We start from the raw sequence: 18919 nt of genomic DNA on the forward strand, positions 1-18919 counted from the left end.
GAGCGCGCAAGGCGGCCGCGGCTTGAGCCGCGGGCTGATCTTCAAGCCAGATGGCACGCTGGTCGCCTCGGTGGCGCAGGAAGGCTCGGTGCGCGAGCGCAAAGCCTGATCCGCATCAGCCGCCCTGCAGACCCGTCGCCTTGATCACCGGTCCCCATTTGAGACGCTCCTGCGTCTCGAACCGGGCAAGGTCCGTCGGCGATCCGCCGGCCGGATCAAATCCCAGCTCTTGCAGCCGCTTCCGCGTCTCGGGCAGCGCCAGCGCCTTGGCGAACTCGCCGTTCAGGAGCTCGATGACGGCCGGCGGCGTGTCGCGCGGCGCGTAGAAGGCATTCCATCCGGCCATCTCGAAATCCGGCACACCCTGCTCGGCGACGGGTTTGACGCCCGGCAGGAGTTCGCTTGGCTTCAGCACGGTGATGCCGAGCGCCTTCAGCTTGCCGTCGTCGATCTGGGTGCGCACCGCCGTGACCGTATCGATCAGCAGCGGCACCTGTCCGCCGAGCACGTCGGTCATCGCGGTCGCCGATCCCTTGTAGGGAACGCCGAACACCGGCGCACCGGTCTTCTCCTTGAGAAACTCGAAGATGACGCGCGCCGTCGTGCTCGGCAGGGCGACGTCGATCCTGTCCGGCCTCGCCTTGGCCGCGGCGATCAGGTCGGCGACGTTGTTGCCGGCGAATGACGGGCTGGCCGAAATCACCAGCGGCAGCTTGCCGACCAGGATGATCGGGGCGAAATCCTTGTCCGGCGCAAAACCCAGCGCCGGATACATGAACTCGTTCATGGTCTGGGTGGCGTTGGTGCCCATCAGCAGCGTGTAGCCGTCGGGGTCCGAATGCGCCGCCTGCTCGGCGCCGATATTGCCGCCGGCACCGGGCTTGTTCTCGACATAGAAACGCTGGCCCAGCGTGCGCGACAGATGGTCGGCGAGGTATCGCGCCACGACATCGGTGCCCTGGCCCGCCTGATAGGGAACGATGATCTTGACTGGCCTCGTCGGATAGGTTTGCGCAAGGCTTGCGCAGCTCCATAGCAGGGCCAGCAATCCCACGGCCCATCTCGCGGATCTCAGCATGATCGTTTCCTCTGGTTCTATTTATTATGATTGTTGTCTTGATCGCCGTCTTATCGCTGCGCGGTGTCCTTCCGTTGCGGCATGACGACGCCGGCGTCGATCAGCCTGTCGATCGTCGCTTCATCGAAACCGGCATCCGCCAGAATTTCGCGGGCATGCTCGCCGAAGCGGGGCGGCCGCCGCGTGGTGCTGCCGGGCGTCTCTCCGAGCTTCACGGGAATGCCGGGGGCCCGATGGCCGTCGCTTTCGACCAGCATGTCGCGATGGGCGACATGGGCTTGCGCGAAGGCCTGCGGCACCGTGTTGACGACGCCGGCGGGAACGCCGGCCTGCATCAGCTCGCGGCAAAGCGCGTCCGACTTGAAGCCGGCCAGTGTGCGCTCCAGCTCCGTGCGAAGCGCTGCGACGTGGCGGAGCCGATCGGCGTTGGTGCGAAAGCGCGAATCATCCAGCAGATCGCCGCGTTTCACCTTCTGGCAGAAGCGGCGAAACTGGCCGTCATTGAGGATGCCGAGGAAAATCTCGCCGTCAGCGGCGGCGAACTTGTCGTAAGGCGCGATGTTGGGATGCGCGCTGCCGAGCCGGCCGGGCACAGTCCCTGAGCAGATCCAGTTCGCCGCGTGCGGCACCAGGAGGCCGAGCGCGGTGTCGAACAGCGTCACCTCGACCCGTTGTCCGCGTCCGGTCCGTTCGCGCGCCGCGAGCGCGAGCAGGACGCCCGTGAGCGCATTGTAGCCGGTGACATAATCGACGATGGGCACACCGACGCGCGTGGCGCCCGAATCCTGCGTGCCGTTGATGCTCATCAGGCCGCACATGGCCTGGAGCACCGCATCGTAGCCGGGCAGGCCGCCGAGCGGTCCGTCGGCACCGAAGCCCGAGATCGCGCAGTAGATCAAGCGCGGAAAGCGCGCGGACAAATGCGCTTCGTAGCCGAGCCCCCAGCGCTCCATCGTGCCCGGCAGGAAATTCTCCACCAGCACGTCGGCATCCTTCAACAGGGCTTCGAGCACTGCGCACCCGTCGGCACGCGACAGGTCGAGCGCCATGCCGCGCTTGCCGCGATTGACGGCGCCGAAATACGCCGCCTGTCCCGTCGCATCGAAGGGCGGCCCGAGCCCGCGCGTCTCGTCGCCCGATGGCGGCTCGATCTTGACGATCTCGGCGCCATGATCGGCCAGCATCTGCGTGCATAGCGGCCCCGCCAGCACGCGCGAGAGATCGACGACCTTGAGGCCGGTCACCGCTCCGCGCGTGAGATCAGGTGCGGGCATGCTCATCTCGCCCAGTCGATGTTGTCAGCTGCGGCTCGGCAATTCCACGATGCCGGTTCCGAGCACGGAGAGCTCGTTGTCCTGGTTGTGGGCTTCCTGCTCGATTTCGACGAGGTGACGGCCGTTCTCGACGAATTTGCGCTTCACCTTGCCCTTGATGAACAGGATGTCGCCCTCCGGATTATGCCGGCGGATCTTGCAGGTCGCGCGGCGCAGGAAGCCGTCATCGCCCATCCAGTTGGTGAGGTGATGGGTGAGCCAGGAGCAGCGTTCCGGACCGTAATCATAGGCGCCGGGCGCGCCGACTTCGAGCGCGAATTCCTCTTCCCAGTGCACGCGCTCGGGACAATCGGGAATGTTGAAACGGTTCGGGATGCCGAGGCCGCGATGGGCGTCCTGCAGCTTCCAGGCGAGCTTGTTGGCCCGGATGTAGAGACCGCCCCAGCCCTGGGCATAGGCGATGAAGCCTGTCACCGTCATCGGGCCCTTCAGCATCACCGGCAGCGCCTCGCCTTCGGTGACGTCCTGCCAGTAGCGCGGACGCGAGCCCTGGATCCGCTCGTCGGCGTAGTGCTTGTAGGCCGCAGCCAGCTCCTCGTCGCTGTAGCGGCGCGGCGCGCGGGCCTTGACCTCCTTGTATTTGGTGCCCTGGTCGCGCGCGTGGTCGCGCTCGGTCCGGAAGCACCAGCTGTCGGCTTCGGCGACGAGATCGCCCTGCTGGTTGAAGAAGTCGACGTGATAGGTCTGCTGGATCGCGCGGCCCGCAAAGCGGGTCTGGTGCTCGACGAGGTCCTTCAGCTTCGCTTCGGTCGAGATCACGTCATTGCGCCTGACGGCCTTGTGCCAGGTCCAGTCCGCGCCCGACCACATCGCGTGGACGCCGGGCATCCCGCCGACATAGCCCGACACGATGCGGCTGGTCGAGAACAGGAAGCTCGGAAGCGCGATGATGCCGCCGTAGCTGGACTTGGCGGCGTAGTCGGGATCGCACCACAGCGGGTTGTCGTCGCCGATGCCGTGCGCGTAGTGGCGGATGTTGTCGCGTGTGGCCTCGTAGCACCAGGGCTCGGCGGTCACGCCGATCGCGACGCCGATGCGCTTGCGCAGATCGTCGAGGCCCTCTTCGGTGATCTTGGGAAATCTGGTTTCGGTCTTGTCCAGCATGTGACGTTCCTCTCTCTAATTCGCGGCTTCTGATTGTCTGGCGGCGAGCTCGCGGTCACGCAGCACCTTGCGGTTGACCTTGCCGGCCGGCGTCTTCGGCAGCTCCGTGACGAAGCTGACGAGACGCGGATATTCGTGATGGCTGAGGCGCTGGCGCACGACGTCCTGGATCTCGTGCTCGAAGGACGCATCGCCCGGCCGTTCGGTGACCACGAAGGCCTTCACCACCTGGCCACGTAGAGGATCGGGGACGCCGATGGCGGCGGCCTCGCGCACCTGCGGATGCTTCAGGATGGCGTCCTCGATCTCGACGGCGCTCATGGTCCAGCCGGCCGAGATGATGACGTCGTCGGCACGGCCGCCGTGATAGAAGTAGCCGTCTTCGTCGATGCGTCCGAGGTCCTTGGTCGCGATCCACGCACCGCGGCGCCAGACCTTCAGCTCGCCGGTCACGCCGGGCGCGCAGGGCTGGCCCTCGGCGTCCTGCACCTCGACGCGGCCGCCAGGGATCGGCTTGCCGAGCGAGCCCGGCTTGACGGTGAAATCGCGCGCGCCGGGATAGCTTACCAGGATCACGCCGATCTCGGTGGTGCCGTACATGCTGCACACCTGGTGACCGAAGGTGTCGCTGATGAAGGCCGCCGTCTCGCTGTCGATCGGCTCGCCGGTGAACGACATCTTCTCGAGTGAATAGCGGTAGCGCGACGCAGCGCCGGAGTTGCGCATGATGCGATAATGCGTGGCGGCCGCCGAGATATTGGTGAAGCGGTGCTGCTCGAGCGCGGCCAGCAGCCGCTCCGGATTGAACTTGCCGGCATAGGCCCCGATGGTGATGCCGAGCGCCAGCGGCGCCAGCGTGCCGTGCCAGAGCCCATGCCCCCAGGCCGGCGATGACGGGCAGATGAAGCGATCGCCGGGTCGCAGGCCGGTGCCGTACAGCGCCGCGACCATCAGCGTCACGATCGAGCGATGCGTGTGCTTGACCGCTTCGGGCAATTCCCGCGTCGTGCCCGACGTGTATTGAAACAGCGCCATCGCATCCGCGGCCGTATCCGCGGTGAAATGCGGCGAGAAGCGCTGCAGTCCATCCAGGAAGGCCTCGTCGGCCACCACCACCTCGGTGCCGATCCCCGCGAGCGACGGTGCCTTCTCCGCATTCGTCACGACCAGCCGCGGCTTGCAATCGTCGACGCGCAGCTTGACGCCGTCGGGCCCGAACAGCGTGAACAGCGGCACGGCAATCGCGCCGGCCTTCATGGTGCCGAACACCGCCACGTAGAAGGCCCGCGAGGGCTCGAGCATGACCGCGACGCGGTCGCCGGCCTTCACGCCGCGGCTCGCCAGATCATGCGCGAAGCGCGAGGACGCTTCCGCGAGCTCGGCAAAGCCCAGCACCTCGTCCGGCGCGTCCGCGCGAACGACGATCACGGCCGGATTGGATCGGCCGGCGTGCCGGTCGATGCATTCATGCGCGATGTTCAGCTGCGCGCGGGTCCCGTCGAACAATTCCCAGAGCTTCTCGGGGGAGAAGATCGTCTGTGCGGCCGCGTAGCTTGTGTAGTCGGTCAGCTTGGTCATGGCCGGCAAGATACCGACGGCGCGCTGATTGTCAAATAGCACTATTAATTGTATATAGACAATTAAACACGAGGCGCTCCGGAGCCGGCCTTGCGGGCGCGGCGGGCGCACAGATCAAGGCAATGCCGGCGCCGCCGCGACGCGACGGTGTTGTTGCGCTCCGGCCGCTGTTGTACCGATACGATCATGCCGAATGCCAAATCACCCCGCGTCCGTGCCGTCCCCGCGGTCACGCGCGCCGTCGCCATCCTCCGCCTGCTCAGCCGCAGCCCGGCGCCGCAGAGTCTCAAGACGATTGCGGAGACGCTCGACCTGGTGCCGAGCACTGCGTTGCACATCGTGCGCGCGCTGCTGGCGGAAGATCTGCTCCAGGTCGATGCGCAGACCAAGCGCTACAGCCTCGGCGTCGGCATGCTGCCGCTGGCGCGGGCCGTGCTGGAGAACGCCGCCGACTTTCCCAGCCTGATGCGGCCGAAGCTCGAGGAGATTTCAAGCCGCTACGGCGTCATGGCGATCGGCGTCGAGGTGCCTGATCTGGACAACATGATCGTCGTCGCGCTGGCGCGCAGCCAGGCGCCGGTGCGGCTTCACGTCGACATCGGAAGCCGTTTCCCGGCATTGATCAGCGCCACCGGCCGCTGCGTCGCCGCCTTCAGCGGCCAGCCGGAGAAGGAGATCGAGAAGCGCTTTCGCCTGCTGCGCTGGCACAACGCGCCGACCTTCGAGGCCTGGCGCAAGGAAGTCGATCAGGTGCGCAAGCAGGGTTTCAGCATCGATCGCGGCAATTACATTGCCGGCGTGACGATCGTTGCCGTGCCGGTGCTGAACACGAAGGGGACGATCACGCACACGATCGCGGCGGTCGGCCTCGGCAGCCAGCTCGATCGCGCAACCTCACTGGCGCTGGCGCGCGACATGCGCGCTGTTGCGCAAGAGATCGCCGCACAATTGGCGATTCACGCCTGAGGGATCGTGCCGCGCTCGACGATCACGAATTGCGTCGTGCCCCAGGCAAAGTACCAGCGCAGCAGCCACGGAATCGGAATGATGAAAAGACATCCGAGACTGAAGGCGACGGTGCGCCAAAGCAGATCAAGACCGGTGGCCGTGAAGATCATCTCGCGGCGCGTGCCGCCGACGTGGCGGCAAATCCAGCGCGTCCACGCGGCCATGGCCCAGGCCCAGCCGATGATCGTGAACACGGAGAGGAATGTCAGGACCTGCCAGCCGATGAAGCCCCAGACGCTGCCGGTGAAATTCATCTGCATCGGCTGACCGTTCGAGCTGATATTGGCGACCACCCAGCGAAGGAGCATCCAGGACAGGACGGCCTGGATCAGTATCCCGAAGATCTGGAGGATGCCGTCGATAAGGCCCAGATGGCCCGCCAGTCCCATCCCGACGAAAACGTACCAGACGTCGCCGACCTGACCGGTGAAGGCGAGGTTTGGCCGCTGCGGAACGTGCATGCGCGGGAAGAGCCAGCGATAATATCCTGTCCCGGTCCAGGGCGACGGAATCACCAGCAGACTGCCGATTATCAGCAGAATCCACCATCCCAGGAACGACCAGACCGGCAGGTCCACGGATAGCGGACCTCCGCCGGGGCCGCCCGGGCTGCCATCGATGGTCAGGGATGGCGGCATCGCGGCGCCGGGGATGAGACCCGGCACCTCGCCGGCCTTCTGCCAGCCTGCCATCCCTTCCGCCCAGACCAGCGTGTCGGCGCGCACGGTGCCCCGGGCGATCAGGTCGCGAAACTGGGATTCGGGAAACGGACCTTGCTGCTGGCCGCCGGATGCGTGAAACCAGATTCGGTTCGACATCTGTTCGTGATCCGCGACCGGCAGGACTTACATGCGCGCCGCCGCGCCGCGCGGAGCGAGCTCGGTCACCGACGCGAACCAGTTCATGATCCAGCGATACACCCACGGAATCGGGATGATGAGGCTGCACAGGATCGCGGCCACGATTCCGCGCCAGAGAATGTCGAGACCGCTGCCCTTGAAGATGATCTCACGACGTGTGCCCTCGATGCTGCGGCAGAACCAGCGCATCTGCGCCGCGGCCACCCAGGCCCAGCCGATGATGGTGATGATCGAGATCGCAAACAGCAGATTCCAGCCGACATAGGCCCAGACCGAGCCGGAGAAGCTGAGACCGAGCGGCTGCTCGTTGGAGGCGAGGTTCGCGATCATCCATTTGATCAGCAGCCAGTAGAGAACGATCTGCACGATGAACAGCAGATTGCTCAGCAGCGCGCTGCCGATGAAGCCGATCACGATCGCCAGAACGATGAAGCCGAAGAACCAGGGCACCAGCGTCATCGCATTGCCGGTGAAGCTGAGGTTGGGTCGCCCCGGAACCTTCACGCAGGGCACGATCCATCTCATGTACCAGACGAACAGCCACGGCACCGGAATGACGAAGCACGAGCCGATCAGCAACACGAGCGTGCGCCAGACGAAGTCCCAGATGCCGAAATCGACCGCCAGCGTTCCGCCGCCGGCACCACTGGCGTAGCCCGCGCCGGCATAACCGCCGGAGCCCATCATCGGCGGTCCGCCCGCCGGGAGGATCGGCGGCGCACCGCCGCCGCTGCTGATCAGACCGGGGATTTCGACGGCCTTCTGCCAGCCGGCCATGCCCTCGGACCAGACCAGCGTATCCGGGCGCACAATCCCTTGCGCGACCAGGTCGCGGAATTGCCCCTCCGGATAGGGCCCCTGCTGCTTGCCCTCGGATGCGTAGAACCAACTCGCCATGGAACGTCCCCCTCAAACATACTTTTGTACCGGCCGGGACGCTTCGGTTCACCGCATCCATGCCAAAAACGCATTGTGAATGATGTACGGATGCCCTGTACAGAGGCGGCCGTTCACATCACCGCCCCTGGCCAAACGTTTTTCCGCTTCAACCTGCAAGTTTTTTATGCCATGTGCCCGGAAAGATGCCAGATTGACGCTGCGCCGGGGACATACGGCGTGCGCATCCCCGGGGAATAGGCCTGACCATGAAACTCGTCGTCGCGATCATCAAACCCTTCAAGCTCGATGAAGTCCGCCAGGCGCTGACGGCGATCGGCGTCCACGGCATGACCGTGACCGAGGTGAAGGGCTATGGCCGCCAGAAGGGTCACACCGAGATCTATCGCGGCGCGGAATATGTCGTGAACTTCCTGCCGAAACTGCGGATCGAGATCGCGGTCGCTTCCGACGTCGCCGACAAGGCGGTCGCCGTGATCACCGCGACGGCGCGCACCGGTCAGATCGGCGACGGCAAGATCTTCGTCACGCCGATCGACCACGCGCTGCGCATCCGCACCGGCGAAACCGACAGCGACGCGCTCTAACTCTTTTCTGCTTCGACGATCGCACCGGGCAACGACGCCACAGCGTGCGACGCAATGACTATGCTGGGGGAAATGACATGGCGGGATTGTTGCGCCGCGCAGCGTATATGGCTGCGCCGGTCGGATTTGTGTCGATCATGGCCTCGCCCGCGCATGCCGCGGCCTCCGAGATCAACACCGCCGACACCGCCTGGATGATCGTCGCCACCGCGCTGGTGCTGATGATGACGATCCCGGGGCTGGCGCTGTTCTATTCCGGCATGGTGCGCAAGAAGAACGTGCTTGCGACCATGGCGCAGAGCTTAGCCGCCGTGACGATCATCTCGATTCTCTGGGTCGCGTTCGGCTACTCGCTCTGTTTCGTCGGTGACGGTCCGTGGATCGGCACGCTCGATCGCTGGTTCCTCGCAGGCATGACGATGGACAGCGTCAACCCGGCAGCGAAGACGATCCCGGAAGCGCTGTTCATGCTGTACCAGATGACGTTTGCGATCATCACGGTGGCGCTGGTCGCGGGCTCCGTCGCCGACCGCATGCGGTTCTCCGCTTATCTGCTGTTCTCAGTCGCCTGGTTCATCTTCGTCTACATTCCGCTGGCGCATTGGGTCTGGGGCGGCGGCTTCCTCGCCAGTATGGGCGTGCTGGATTTCGCCGGCGGCCTCGTCGTGCATCTGTCGGCCGGCACCGCCGGCCTCGTCGCCGCCAAGGTGATGGGGCGCCGCCACGGCTATGGCACCGAGAATCTCTCGCCGTTCGATCTGTCGCTCGCGGTGATGGGCACCGGCCTGTTGTGGGTCGGCTGGTTCGGCTTCAACGGCGGCTCGGCTGGCGCAGCCAATTCGCGCGCGGTACTGGCCATCATCGCGACGCATCTGGCCGCCTGCTCCGGCGCGCTGACCTGGGGCGCGATCGAATGGTCGACGCGGCGCAAGCCATCGGTGCTCGGCATGATTTCCGGTGCGGTCGCGGGCCTCGGCACCATCACGCCGGCCTCGGGCTTCGTCGCACCCTGGCACGGCATCGTCATCGGCATCGTCGCCGGCGCGGTCTGTTACTGGGCCTGCACCTGGCTGAAGCATCGCTTCAACTATGATGATTCGCTCGACGTGTTCGGCGTCCACGGCATCGGCGGCCTGACCGGCACCCTGCTGGCCGGCATATTCGCGACCAGCGCGATCGGCGGCACCGCCGGCCTGATCGAGGGCCATCCGCAACAGCTCCTGATCCAACTCTACGGGGTTGCCGTCACCTTCGTCTGGGCGGCCGGCGTGAGCTTCATCCTGCTCAAGCTGGTCTCGCTGTTCGTGCCCTTGCGCGTATCCCGCGAGCACGAGATGGAAGGGCTCGATATCTCGCAGCACGGCGAGGCGCTTCAGTAATCGGGACTTTTGCAGTAGGGACCTGCGCAACACATAAGCGCGTGCTTATGTGTTGCCATGATCGAAGCCGACATCTTCAAGGCGCTGGCCGACCCGACCCGCCGAAAAGTCTTTGAGAAGCTCGCTGGCGGAAGCCTGAACGCCAGCGCCTTGCGCGACGGGCTGGAGATCAGCCAGCCCGCGATGTCGCAGCATCTTTCGGTGCTGCGCGCGGCGGGCCTGGTGCGCGAACAGCGGCAGGGCCGCTTTGTGAATTACGAAGTCGACCCGGACGGAATCGTTGCGATCGGGGCCTGGCTTGCGCGCTACCGCGCCTATTGGCCGAAGCGCATGGAAGCACTCGCTAACCTCCTGAAGGAAATGGATCAATGAGCGACGCCGTGAAGCCTGATCCCTCCGATGAGGCTCTGGTGCTCGAATATGAGTTCGATGCGCCGCCCGCAAAAGTCTGGCGCGCCGTGACCATTCCTGAATTGCGCGAACGCTGGCTGCCGGACCGCGACCTTGCGGGCGCCGAACCGGAATCAACGATCGCAGGCGAAGAGGTGCGCTACCGGCTTCGCGATTCCGAGCCGCCGTTTCGCGAGAGCCACGTCATCTTCCGGCTCGAGCCGAACGTGTCAGGCGGCACCCGCTTTCGCATCATCCAGCAGACCTGCGACATCGGCATGAAGCTGCCGCAGCCGGCCAACAGCAATGGCTGCCTGATGCGCGCAGCCGCCTAACACCAACAACACTTCATCATCAGCAGACATGGAGGTCGCCGATGCGCGACATGCTTCAGCTCGTCCCTATGGTCGTCGAACAATCCGCTCGCGGCGAACGATCCTTCGACATCTATTCGCGGCTCCTGCGCGAACGCATCATCTTCCTCAACGGCGAGGTCAACGATGCGATGTCGGGCCTGGTCTGCGCGCAATTGCTGTTCCTGGAAGCGGAGAATCCGAACAAGCCGATCAATCTCTACATCAACTCCTATGGCGGCGTGGTCACCTCGGGCCTCGCCATGTACGACACCATGCAGTTCATCAAGGCGCCGGTTCACACGCTGTGCATGGGCACCGCGCGCTCGATGGGCTCGTTCCTGCTGATGGCCGGCGAGCCGGGCCACCGCGCCGCGCTGCCCAATGCGAGCCTCCACGTGCATCAGCCGCTCGGCGGTTTCCAGGGCCAGGCGTCCGACATCCTGATCCATGCCAACGAGATGCAGGAGACCAAGCGGCGCATCATCAGGCTCTACGCGCAGCATTGCGGGCGCACCGAGGCGGAGGTGGAACGGACCCTGGACCGCGACCACTTCATGACCGCGCAGCAGGGGGTCGAGTGGGGACTGGTCGACCGGGTCTTCGCGGCGCGCGAGGCCGCCTGACGACCCCGACCGATTCGCGCATCCCGTGAGCAGGCCCAGGGTCGGTTCGAAATTTTGCAGGGCGGTGGGACCCTTTGGTGGGCGCCTTCTGTAATTAAATACCGTCGCGCTGCCCGACGCGTGAGCAGCAATTGTGTCGGCAGCCTGTCGTGCCTGCTTTTTGACCATATGTGACCACGTTTTGAGCGCGACGTAATAGCGCACTGCGCCGCAATACGCGTCAAACGCGAAAACACCCGTTTTCATAGTCCGTTAGGCAATGCGCCCGATCTGGCACGGCATTTGATTCTAAGGGTCCTGGCTGTGCCCGCGTAGTGAACTTCTCCCTCGTGGCGAACCAGTCGAGAAACGCCCGGCCACGTCCGGACCGGGCCCAAGCGGGGATAGGACCCATGAAAATTGTTATGGCGATTATCAAGCCATTCAAGCTGGAAGAAGTCCGGGACGCCCTGACCGCCATCGGCGTTCACGGTCTCACGGTGACGGAAGTCAAGGGATATGGCCGCCAGAAAGGTCATACGGAAATCTACCGCGGCGCCGAATATGCCGTGAGTTTCCTGCCCAAGATCAAGATCGAGGTCGCTGTCGCCTCCGACCAGGTCGACAAGACCATCGACGCCATCACGTCCGCCGCGAAAACCGGACAGATCGGTGACGGCAAGATCTTCGTCATCAACCTCGACCATGCGGTTCGCATCCGCACCGGCGAGGCCGATGCCGCGGCCCTCTGATTTCGCGCTCAACCATTACCAATCAGGAGTGAATAAAATGACGTTTAAGCGTCCCTATGGCGCGGGATTGGCGGCTCTCGCAGTCGGCCTGTTCGCTGCGACCGCAGCCTATGCCGAGCCAACGGTCAACAAGGGAGACAACGCCTGGATGCTGACATCGACAGTGCTCGTGCTGTTGATGACCATCCCCGGCCTCGCGCTGTTCTACGGCGGCCTCGTCCGTTCCAAGAACATGCTCTCGGTCCTGATGCAGGTGTTCTACACCGTCTGCGTCGTCACCGTGATCTGGGCCGTCTACGGCTACAGCCTCGCCTTCACCGGCGGTTCCGACTTCATCGGCGGCTTCTCCAAGGCCTTCATGATGGGCGTCACCACCGACTCGAAGGCTGCGACCTTCTCGGTCGACGCCAACATCTCGGAGCTCATCTATATGTGCTTCCAGATGACCTTCGCGGCGATTACGCCCGCCCTCATCGTCGGCGCCTTCGCCGAGCGCATGAAGTTCTCGGCGATCGCCCTCTTCATCCCGCTCTGGGTCACGCTGATCTACTTCCCGATCGCGCACATGGTCTGGTACTGGCCCGGTCCGGACCTGATCCAGGACGCTGCCAAGGCTCTGGCTGCGGCGACTGACGCGGCGGCGAAGACTGCGGCGCAGGCCAAGCTCGACGAGATCAACGCCGACGCCGGCTGGATCTTCAAGAAGGGCGCGATCGACTTCGCTGGCGGCACCGTGGTGCACATCAACGCCGGCATCGCAGGTCTCGTCGGCGCTCTGCTGATCGGCAAGCGCACCGGCTACGGCAAGGAGCTGATGGCTCCGCACTCGCTGACCATGTCGATGATCGGCGCCTCGCTACTCTGGGTCGGCTGGTTCGGCTTCAACGCCGGCTCCAACCTCGAAGCCAATGGCGGCGCTGCCCTCGCCATGACCAACTCCTTCGTCGCCACCGCAGCCGCCGCGCTGTCGTGGATGTTCGCGGAGTGGATCGTGAAGGGTCATCCGTCGGTGCTCGGCGTCATCTCCGGCGCTGTCGCGGGCCTCGTGGCCGTCACGCCTGCCGCCGGTTTCGCCGGTGTGATGGGTGCGATCGTCCTCGGTCTCGTGGTCGGCGTGGTCTGCCTGTTCTTCTGCACCGTCGTGAAGAACGCGCTCGGCTACGATGACAGCCTCGATGTGTTCGGCGTGCACTGCGTCGGCGGCATCATCGGCGCACTCGGCACCGGCATCCTGGTGAACCCGGCCCTCGGCGGCGCCGGCATCATCGACTACACCGCGATCCCGCCGAAGGTTGCCGATTACGACTTCGCGGCGCAGATGATCTCCCAGCTCTGGGGCGTCGGCACCACGCTGGTGTGGTCGGGCATCGGTTCGGCGATCCTCTACAAGGTCGTCGATGTGATCGTTGGCCTCCGCGCCAATGTCGAGAGCGAGCGTGAAGGCCTCGACATCACCGAGCACACCGAGCGCGCCTACAACATGTAACCTCTCCTCCCGGGCGCGGCCTCCCCGGAGACCGCGTCCACAACTACGGTTTGGGCACATACCCGGCAATGCCCCGACCGTTGAGGGGCTCCAGCGCAAGTTGGAGCCCCTTTCTTTTTGCGTCGTGCGACGAAGAAAAGGATTGCCATTCCGCACTGCCGGCGCAGAAATATCGACCTCAAGAACAACAAACTGGGAGGTCGTCATGCGTTTGGAAGGCGGATGCTATTGCGGCGAAGTGCGCTATGTCGCCGAGGGCGACCCGATGATGCAGGCGCAGTGTCATTGCCGCGAATGCCAGTACATTTCGGGCGGCGCGCCCAACACGTTCATCGCGATGCCGGCGACGGGCTTTTCCTACATCACCGGGCAACCCAGGCAGTTCGCCCGCAAGGACCTCGAGCGCGCCGTGACGCGCGAATTCTGCGCCGAGTGCGGCACCCATCTGGTGACCAAGGTCCCGGGCCTGCCCGCGGCGATCCTCAAGGTCGGCACGCTGGACGAGCCGGAGAAATTCAAGCCGCAGATGGCGATCTACACCTGCGACAAGCAGGAGTTCCACGCGATCCCCGCGGGCATGACGACGTTCGAGAAGCTGCCGGGGCACTGAGAGCGCGCCCAGATCGCGAAGCTCGTCATGGCCGGGACAGGCTCGGCCATGGCGACACGTTGCCTGGCTATGGCTTGCGCGATCTGAAGCTTCGGATGCCGCGGCGACTGAGCCACCAGATCAAGGCGATCACCGGCAACCAGGGCACGAGCGCTGCGAGCGTCGAGATCAGCCAGGAGATGGAATAGACAACCGTTTGATTGATCGCCCTCACCGCCTGGTAGATCGGGCTCAGGTCGACCCCGCCCCACAAGCTGGCCACACCCTGATAGGATATCTCGACGCGCACGGTGTCGGTACGGGTCAGCAGACCATCACGTTGGGCCGTGGCCGCCTCGATATCGGACTGAATCTGCGCCAATTCCTTTTCGATCGTAATCAGATCGGCGGCCGTCTTCGCAGTCTGGTCTCTGAGCATCGCGGTCAGGCGGTCGCGGAGCACCGTCTTCATCTCGAGCCGGCGTTCCACGTCGCGGATCGGCGCGTTGAGATCTTCGGCCGATCGGGAACGCGCGGTGATCTCGGCGGGTGGAGCGGCGAGTATCGTCGCAAATGCATCGAAAGACCCAGGCTTGATCCGAATCGTGGCGCGGCCCGTGATACGGCCCTCGTTCGCCCGGTCGACCGACGTATTCAGAACTTCGCAGCCGAGCTTCTTGCACTCGGCCAAGTGCTTTTGCTGGAGCGCGTCGGCTTCCGCGTTCGGAACCCGAAGTGTGAACCGGTATGTGATCGCAAGACGCTGACTCGGGTCGGATGGACCGTTAGCACCCCCGGCTGGGCCCACCGTGGGAGAGAAATTGTTGACCGGTGCGCCGCATCCGCCGAGCAGAGGCATGAGCACAAGCGCTGCCAGGACTAGCCGGCCCATCATCGTCGTCATTTTCTTCCCCACTTACCGCCCCGGGTTCCGTCGGCTCTAAGGGGCTGGGCATTGCGGCGAGGTAGTGGCCTTCCTCCACACAATTACTGGTACAGCCCTGCGGGGCCTGCCGTGGCCTCAAATCCAGGTCACGGAAATGACTCTTGATGGCGCGGAAAGCCGATGGTTAATCGCGTCTTAACCTCGCCCTATCTATGGTGAACTGAACCGCTTCCCGCCGGCGCCTTGGTGCGCCGGCTGTTCCAAGAGTGCTGGCGTCCAGAATGGCTATGACCGCTTCATCCAGTGCGCCGCAGGCCAGTGGAAGCTCCGATTCCGAACGTTCGCCCTTCGTCCGGCTGAACGAGCTGCTGGCCCCGCACCAGCCGGGTAAGCCCCTGATTTCACTTGCCGTCGGCGAACCCCAGCATCCCGTGCCTGACTTCGTCGGCCCGGTGCTGGCCAAGCATATCGCCGATTTCGGCCGCTACCCGATGAACCAGGGCACCGAGCCGTTCCGTAACGCCGCGAGCACCTGGCTGTCGTCGCGCTTCAAGCTGCCGCGGCCGCTCGACCCCAGGGGCGAGATTCTCGTCCTCAATGGCAGCCGCGAGGGCCTCTTCCTCGCCGCCATCACGGCGGCGCGCTATGTCGGCCCGCGTCCCGGCAAGCCCGCCATCCTGATGCCGAACCCGTTCTATCCGGTCTATGGCGCCGGCGCCCGCGCCGCGGCGTGCGAGCCGGTCTATCTGCCGACCACGGTCGAAAACGGCTTCCTGCCCGATCTCGACGCCATCGACGAAGCGACGCTGGCGCGCACCGTGGCGTTCTATCTGGCCTCGCCCGCCAATCCGCAGGGCTCGGTCGCCAAGCCCGATTATTTCAGGCGGTTGAAGCAGCTCGCCGACCGCTACGGCTTCGTCATCCTCAGCGACGAATGCTATTCGGAGATCTACACCCGCGAGGCGCCGGGCAGCGCGCTCGAATGCGCCGGCCCCGACTTCACCCGCGTGGTTGCATTCCAGTCGCTGTCCAAGCGCTCCAACCTGCCGGGCCTGCGCGTCGGCTTCGCCGCCGGCGACAAGACGTTCATCGGCATGTTCCTCGAGCAGCGCAACATCGCGGCACCCCAGGTGCCGGTGCCGCTCCAGCATGTTGCTGTTGTCGCCTATGGCGACGAAGCGCATGTCGAGGAGAACCGCCGGCTGTACCGGATCAAGTTCGATCTCGCCGACCAGATCATAGGCGATCGTTACGGCTATCGCCGGCCCGATGCCGGCTTCTGCGTCTGGCTCAACACCTCGAAGCTGGGCGACGACGTGTCGGTGTGTCTGAAACTCTTCAAGGAAGCAGGCGTGCGCGTGGTGCCCGGCAGCTTTTTGGCGCGGCGGCAGCCTGACGGATTCAATCCCGGCGCGGGCTATATTCGCCTCGCGCTGGTTCAGGATAGCGAGACCACGGCGCAGGCGCTGCACCGGTTGGTCGAGACTCTGGGTTAGGCGGGGCCCATGAGCATGTCGGCAATCGAACGTGTCATTCCACTGGTCGGCCATCTGCCGCCCTCGATCCGCGAGGCACTGGGCCGGCGCGTGCGCGAGCTCACCGGCTTCGGCCTGATCACGCTGTCGGGTATCGCCTCGGCCGCGATGATGACCTGGTCGGTGCAGGATCCCAGCCTCAGCCACGCAACCTCGCGGCCGATCCGCAACATTCTCGGCTATGCCGGCGCGATCGGCGCCGACCTCGCGATGCAGATCCTCGGGCTTGGCGCCATCATGCTGGTGCTGACGGTCGCGGTGTGGGGCTGGCGCATGATGACACATCGCGCGTTCGACCGCGAAGCGCTGCGACTCGGCTCCTGGATTCTCTGCACGGTGATCGCGGCGGGCTTCGTCAGCTGCTGGCCGCATGGCGGCGCCTGGCCGCTGCCGACCGGATTAGGCGGCGTGGTCGGCGATGCCCTGGTGCGCGCACCGGCGGTGATCTTCGGGCCGGCCGGCACGATCTATCGCATCGTGCTGGGCACGATCCTGTTCGCCGCGATGGCGACGACCTTCCTGATCGCCTGCGGCCTCGGCGCACGCGAGCATGACGACGAGCTCGCCGAGATCGAGGATGACGACAAGCCGCTCGACGAGGACGAGGACAACGATCGTGGTTCAGTGTCGCTGGGCTGGCTGTTCCACGCGATGATGAGCACGAAGGCGCGACTGATCTGGCTGCTCGGCACCGCTTACCGCTCGCTGGTATCGAGCGGACCGAAGACCAAGGCGGTTTCATTCAGCCGCCAGGAGCCGAATCTCGGCGGCGGCCGCGCCGCGCCTTCGATCTCGCCGCAGTCCCAGGACGAAGACGACGAGGACGGGCACGAGGAAGCGGACGAGGAGGAAGAAGAGGAGGAGGAGCCGGCCGCGCGCGCCCCGCGCAAGAAGCCTGCACCGAAAGCCGCTTCCAAAAAATCCTCCGACAAGTTCGAGCTTCCGTCCGTGTCCGTGCTGGCCGCGCCGAAGGCCGGCGATCGCCAGCCGCTCAGCAAGGCCGAGCTGGAAGCCAATTCACGCGCACTCGAAGGCGTGCTGCAGGATTTCGGCGTGCGCGGCGAGATCGTGAAGGCCAATCCCGGCCCCGTCGTCACGCTGTACGAGCTGGAGCCCGCGCCCGGCATCAAATCATCGCGCGTGATCGGCCTTGCCGACGACATCGCCCGCTCGATGAGCGCGCTGTCGGCGCGCGTCGCCGTCGTGCCCGGCCGCAACGCCATCGGCATCGAGCTGCCGAACGCCCATCGCGAAAAAGTCTATCTGCGCGAGCTGCTGGTCGCCAAGGAGACCGTCGACACGGTTGCAAAGCTGCCGCTCTGCCTCGGCAAGACCATCGGCGGCGACCCCGTCATCATCGACCTCGCGCGCACGCCGCATATGCTGATCGCCGGCACCACCGGCTCGGGCAAATCGGTTGCCATCAACACCATGATCCTCAGCCTGGTCTACCGGCTGCGCCCCGACCAGTGCCGGCTGATTATGGTCGATCCGAAGATGCTCGAACTCTCCGTCTATGACGGCATTCCCCATCTGCTGACGCCCGTCGTGACCGACCCGAAGAAGGCGGTGGTCGCGCTGAAATGGGCCGTGCGCGAGATGGAAGAGCGCTACAAGAACATGGCCAAGCTCGGTGTGCGCAACATCGACGGCTACAACACGCGCCTGCTCGAGTTGAAGGCCAAGGGCGAGGAGCCGACGCGCACGGTGCATACCGGCTTCGACAAGGAGACCGGCAAGGCGATCTACGAGGAAGAGAAGCTCTCGCTCGATCCGCTGCCCTATATCGTCATCATCGTCGACGAAATGGCCGACCTGATGATGGTCGCCGGCAAGGACATCGAAGGCGCGGTGCAGCGCCTCGCGCAGATGGCGCGCGCCGCCGGCCTGCATGTGATCCTGGCGACGCAGCGTCCGTCCGTGGACGTCATCACCGGCACCATCAAGGCGAACTTCCCGACCCGCATCGCCTTCCAGGTCACCTCGAAGATCGACAGCCGCACCATCCTTGGCGAGATGGGCGCCGAGCAGCTGCTCGGCCAGGGTGACATGCTCTACATGGCCGGTGGCGGCCGCATCAGCCGCGTGCACGGACCGTTTGCGTCGGACGACGAAGTCGAGAAGGTGGTGCGCCACCTCAAGACGCAGGGCCAGCCGGAATATCTCGAGGCCGTCACGGCCGAAGAGCCCACCGAGGACGAGGACGGCGGCGCCGTGTTCGACGCCAGCGGCATGGGCGCGGATGGCGGCGGCGACCTGTTCCAGCAGGCCGTGGCCATCGTCAAACGCGACCGCAAAGCCTCGACCAGCTACATCCAGCGCCGTCTCCAGATCGGCTACAACCGCGCCGCGTCGCTGATGGAGCGCATGGAACTGGAAGGCATCGTCGGGCCCGCCAACCACGCCGGCAAGCGCGAGATCCTGGTCGAGGAAGAAGACAGCCATATGTGAGGCGAGGCGCCTCAAAACATTATTTCACGCGAAATCGTTATCTGCTT

18 protein-coding genes and 1 pseudogene are annotated in these 18919 nt (G+C 65.0%); 12 read left to right on the top strand and 7 right to left on the bottom strand.

The annotated features are described in order from the left end of the window. Positions 1 to 109: pseudogene (locus tag PMI42_RS40575) on the top strand (acyl-CoA thioesterase II); the annotation flags it as partial. A 6-nt stretch (positions 110 to 115) separates the two neighbouring features. On the opposite strand, the gene PMI42_RS32170 reads toward PMI42_RS40575, so the two are convergent. The 4 genes from PMI42_RS32170 to PMI42_RS32185 are packed head-to-tail and all read right to left on the bottom strand — an operon-like array spanning position 116 to position 5094. Beyond that, positions 116 to 1078, bottom strand: coding sequence for a Bug family tripartite tricarboxylate transporter substrate binding protein (locus PMI42_RS32170; RefSeq protein ID WP_008142789.1), 963 nt, complete (start codon positions 1076 to 1078; stop codon positions 116 to 118). A gap of 50 nt (positions 1079 to 1128) precedes the next feature. After that, positions 1129 to 2352 (bottom strand): CaiB/BaiF CoA transferase family protein, encoded by a 1224-nt coding sequence (locus PMI42_RS32175; RefSeq protein WP_008142791.1) that lies wholly within the window; start codon positions 2350 to 2352, stop codon positions 1129 to 1131. 24 nt (positions 2353 to 2376) lie between these two features. Beyond that, positions 2377 to 3516 (bottom strand): FAS1-like dehydratase domain-containing protein, encoded by a 1140-nt coding sequence (locus PMI42_RS32180; protein ID WP_008142792.1) that lies wholly within the window; start codon positions 3514 to 3516, stop codon positions 2377 to 2379. A gap of 15 nt (positions 3517 to 3531) precedes the next feature. After that, complete coding sequence (locus PMI42_RS32185) at positions 3532 to 5094, bottom strand: acetate--CoA ligase (RefSeq protein ID WP_008142794.1); 1563 nt, start codon at positions 5092 to 5094, stop codon at positions 3532 to 3534. Positions 5095 to 5280: 186 nt separating this feature from the next. Here PMI42_RS32185 and PMI42_RS32190 point away from each other — a divergent pair, with 186 nt between their 5' ends. Continuing rightward, positions 5281 to 6060 (top strand): IclR family transcriptional regulator, encoded by a 780-nt coding sequence (locus PMI42_RS32190; protein WP_008142796.1) that lies wholly within the window; start codon positions 5281 to 5283, stop codon positions 6058 to 6060. Here the strand turns inward: PMI42_RS32190 and PMI42_RS32195 are convergent. Beyond that, positions 6051 to 6920 (bottom strand): DUF4339 domain-containing protein, encoded by an 870-nt coding sequence (locus PMI42_RS32195; RefSeq protein WP_008142797.1) that lies wholly within the window; start codon positions 6918 to 6920, stop codon positions 6051 to 6053. The two genes, PMI42_RS32190 and PMI42_RS32195, sit on opposite strands and share 10 nt — an antisense overlap. A gap of 27 nt (positions 6921 to 6947) precedes the next feature. Then, the gene (locus tag PMI42_RS32200) at positions 6948 to 7859 is read right to left on the bottom strand and encodes a GYF domain-containing protein (protein WP_008142800.1); all 912 of its coding nucleotides are present in this window, start codon (positions 7857 to 7859) and stop codon (positions 6948 to 6950) included. A gap of 248 nt (positions 7860 to 8107) precedes the next feature. On the opposite strand from PMI42_RS32200, the gene PMI42_RS32205 reads away from it, so the two are divergent. The 8 genes from PMI42_RS32205 (at position 8108) to PMI42_RS32240 (ending at position 14021) form a co-directional block, all read left to right on the top strand. After that, on the top strand, positions 8108 to 8446 hold the full coding sequence (locus tag PMI42_RS32205) for a P-II family nitrogen regulator (RefSeq protein ID WP_008142802.1): 339 nt from the start codon (positions 8108 to 8110) through the stop codon (positions 8444 to 8446). 77 nt (positions 8447 to 8523) lie between these two features. After that, positions 8524 to 9825 (top strand): ammonium transporter, encoded by a 1302-nt coding sequence (locus PMI42_RS32210; protein ID WP_008142804.1) that lies wholly within the window; start codon positions 8524 to 8526, stop codon positions 9823 to 9825. A 57-nt stretch (positions 9826 to 9882) separates the two neighbouring features. Beyond that, a complete protein-coding gene (locus tag PMI42_RS32215) occupies positions 9883 to 10197 on the top strand; it encodes an ArsR/SmtB family transcription factor (RefSeq protein ID WP_008142806.1) in 315 nt (104 codons plus the stop codon). Next, a complete protein-coding gene (locus tag PMI42_RS32220; RefSeq protein ID WP_008142808.1) occupies positions 10194 to 10550 on the top strand; it encodes an SRPBCC family protein in 357 nt (118 codons plus the stop codon). Before PMI42_RS32215 ends, PMI42_RS32220 begins: the two co-directional genes overlap by 4 nt. Before the next feature lie 41 nt (positions 10551 to 10591). After that, positions 10592 to 11194, top strand: coding sequence for an ATP-dependent Clp protease proteolytic subunit (locus PMI42_RS32225; RefSeq protein WP_008142809.1), 603 nt, complete (start codon positions 10592 to 10594; stop codon positions 11192 to 11194). A gap of 392 nt (positions 11195 to 11586) precedes the next feature. Further along, on the top strand, positions 11587 to 11925 hold the full coding sequence (locus PMI42_RS32230) for a P-II family nitrogen regulator (protein ID WP_008142813.1): 339 nt from the start codon (positions 11587 to 11589) through the stop codon (positions 11923 to 11925). Positions 11926 to 11962: 37 nt separating this feature from the next. Further along, positions 11963 to 13411, top strand: coding sequence for an ammonium transporter (locus tag PMI42_RS32235; RefSeq protein WP_008142814.1), 1449 nt, complete (start codon positions 11963 to 11965; stop codon positions 13409 to 13411). Positions 13412 to 13616: 205 nt separating this feature from the next. Continuing rightward, complete coding sequence (locus PMI42_RS32240) at positions 13617 to 14021, top strand: GFA family protein (protein ID WP_008142817.1); 405 nt, start codon at positions 13617 to 13619, stop codon at positions 14019 to 14021. A gap of 67 nt (positions 14022 to 14088) precedes the next feature. Here the strand turns inward: PMI42_RS32240 and PMI42_RS32245 are convergent, their stop codons facing one another. After that, positions 14089 to 14904, bottom strand: a complete 816-nt coding sequence (locus PMI42_RS32245; RefSeq protein ID WP_008142819.1) for a DUF4349 domain-containing protein — start codon at positions 14902 to 14904, stop codon at positions 14089 to 14091. Between the two features lie 263 nt (positions 14905 to 15167). Between PMI42_RS32245 and PMI42_RS32250 the strand changes: the two genes are divergently transcribed. Both PMI42_RS32250 and PMI42_RS32255 read left to right on the top strand, forming a co-directional pair. Continuing rightward, on the top strand, positions 15168 to 16382 hold the full coding sequence (locus tag PMI42_RS32250; protein WP_008142821.1) for an aminotransferase class I/II-fold pyridoxal phosphate-dependent enzyme: 1215 nt from the start codon (positions 15168 to 15170) through the stop codon (positions 16380 to 16382). A gap of 9 nt (positions 16383 to 16391) precedes the next feature. Further along, a complete protein-coding gene (locus PMI42_RS32255; RefSeq protein ID WP_008142822.1) occupies positions 16392 to 18872 on the top strand; it encodes a DNA translocase FtsK in 2481 nt (826 codons plus the stop codon). The last annotated feature ends 47 nt before the right edge of the window (positions 18873 to 18919 follow it).

The organism is Bradyrhizobium sp. YR681 (genome assembly GCF_000282615.1).
Taxonomy (GTDB): domain Bacteria; phylum Pseudomonadota; class Alphaproteobacteria; order Rhizobiales; family Xanthobacteraceae; genus Bradyrhizobium.

Bases quoted from the DNA above. Each gene is read 5' to 3' on its own strand.
- PMI42_RS32170 (WP_008142789.1), bottom strand. From the start codon at position 1,078: ATGCTGAGATCCGCGAGATGGGCCGTGGGATTGCTGGCCCTGCTATGG.
- PMI42_RS32175 (WP_008142791.1), bottom strand. From the start codon at position 2,352: ATGCCCGCACCTGATCTCACGCGCGGAGCGGTGACCGGCCTCAAGGTC.
- PMI42_RS32180 (WP_008142792.1), bottom strand. From the start codon at position 3,516: ATGCTGGACAAGACCGAAACCAGATTTCCCAAGATCACCGAAGAGGGC.
- PMI42_RS32185 (WP_008142794.1), bottom strand. From the start codon at position 5,094: ATGACCAAGCTGACCGACTACACAAGCTACGCGGCCGCACAGACGATC.
- PMI42_RS32190 (WP_008142796.1), top strand. From the start codon at position 5,281: ATGCCGAATGCCAAATCACCCCGCGTCCGTGCCGTCCCCGCGGTCACG.
- PMI42_RS32195 (WP_008142797.1), bottom strand. From the start codon at position 6,920: ATGTCGAACCGAATCTGGTTTCACGCATCCGGCGGCCAGCAGCAAGGT.
- PMI42_RS32200 (WP_008142800.1), bottom strand. From the start codon at position 7,859: ATGGCGAGTTGGTTCTACGCATCCGAGGGCAAGCAGCAGGGGCCCTAT.
- PMI42_RS32205 (WP_008142802.1), top strand. From the start codon at position 8,108: ATGAAACTCGTCGTCGCGATCATCAAACCCTTCAAGCTCGATGAAGTC.
- PMI42_RS32210 (WP_008142804.1), top strand. From the start codon at position 8,524: ATGGCGGGATTGTTGCGCCGCGCAGCGTATATGGCTGCGCCGGTCGGA.
- PMI42_RS32215 (WP_008142806.1), top strand. From the start codon at position 9,883: ATGATCGAAGCCGACATCTTCAAGGCGCTGGCCGACCCGACCCGCCGA.
- PMI42_RS32220 (WP_008142808.1), top strand. From the start codon at position 10,194: ATGAGCGACGCCGTGAAGCCTGATCCCTCCGATGAGGCTCTGGTGCTC.
- PMI42_RS32225 (WP_008142809.1), top strand. From the start codon at position 10,592: ATGCGCGACATGCTTCAGCTCGTCCCTATGGTCGTCGAACAATCCGCT.
- PMI42_RS32230 (WP_008142813.1), top strand. From the start codon at position 11,587: ATGAAAATTGTTATGGCGATTATCAAGCCATTCAAGCTGGAAGAAGTC.
- PMI42_RS32235 (WP_008142814.1), top strand. From the start codon at position 11,963: ATGACGTTTAAGCGTCCCTATGGCGCGGGATTGGCGGCTCTCGCAGTC.
- PMI42_RS32240 (WP_008142817.1), top strand. From the start codon at position 13,617: ATGCGTTTGGAAGGCGGATGCTATTGCGGCGAAGTGCGCTATGTCGCC.
- PMI42_RS32245 (WP_008142819.1), bottom strand. From the start codon at position 14,904: ATGACGACGATGATGGGCCGGCTAGTCCTGGCAGCGCTTGTGCTCATG.
- PMI42_RS32250 (WP_008142821.1), top strand. From the start codon at position 15,168: ATGGCTATGACCGCTTCATCCAGTGCGCCGCAGGCCAGTGGAAGCTCC.
- PMI42_RS32255 (WP_008142822.1), top strand. From the start codon at position 16,392: ATGAGCATGTCGGCAATCGAACGTGTCATTCCACTGGTCGGCCATCTG.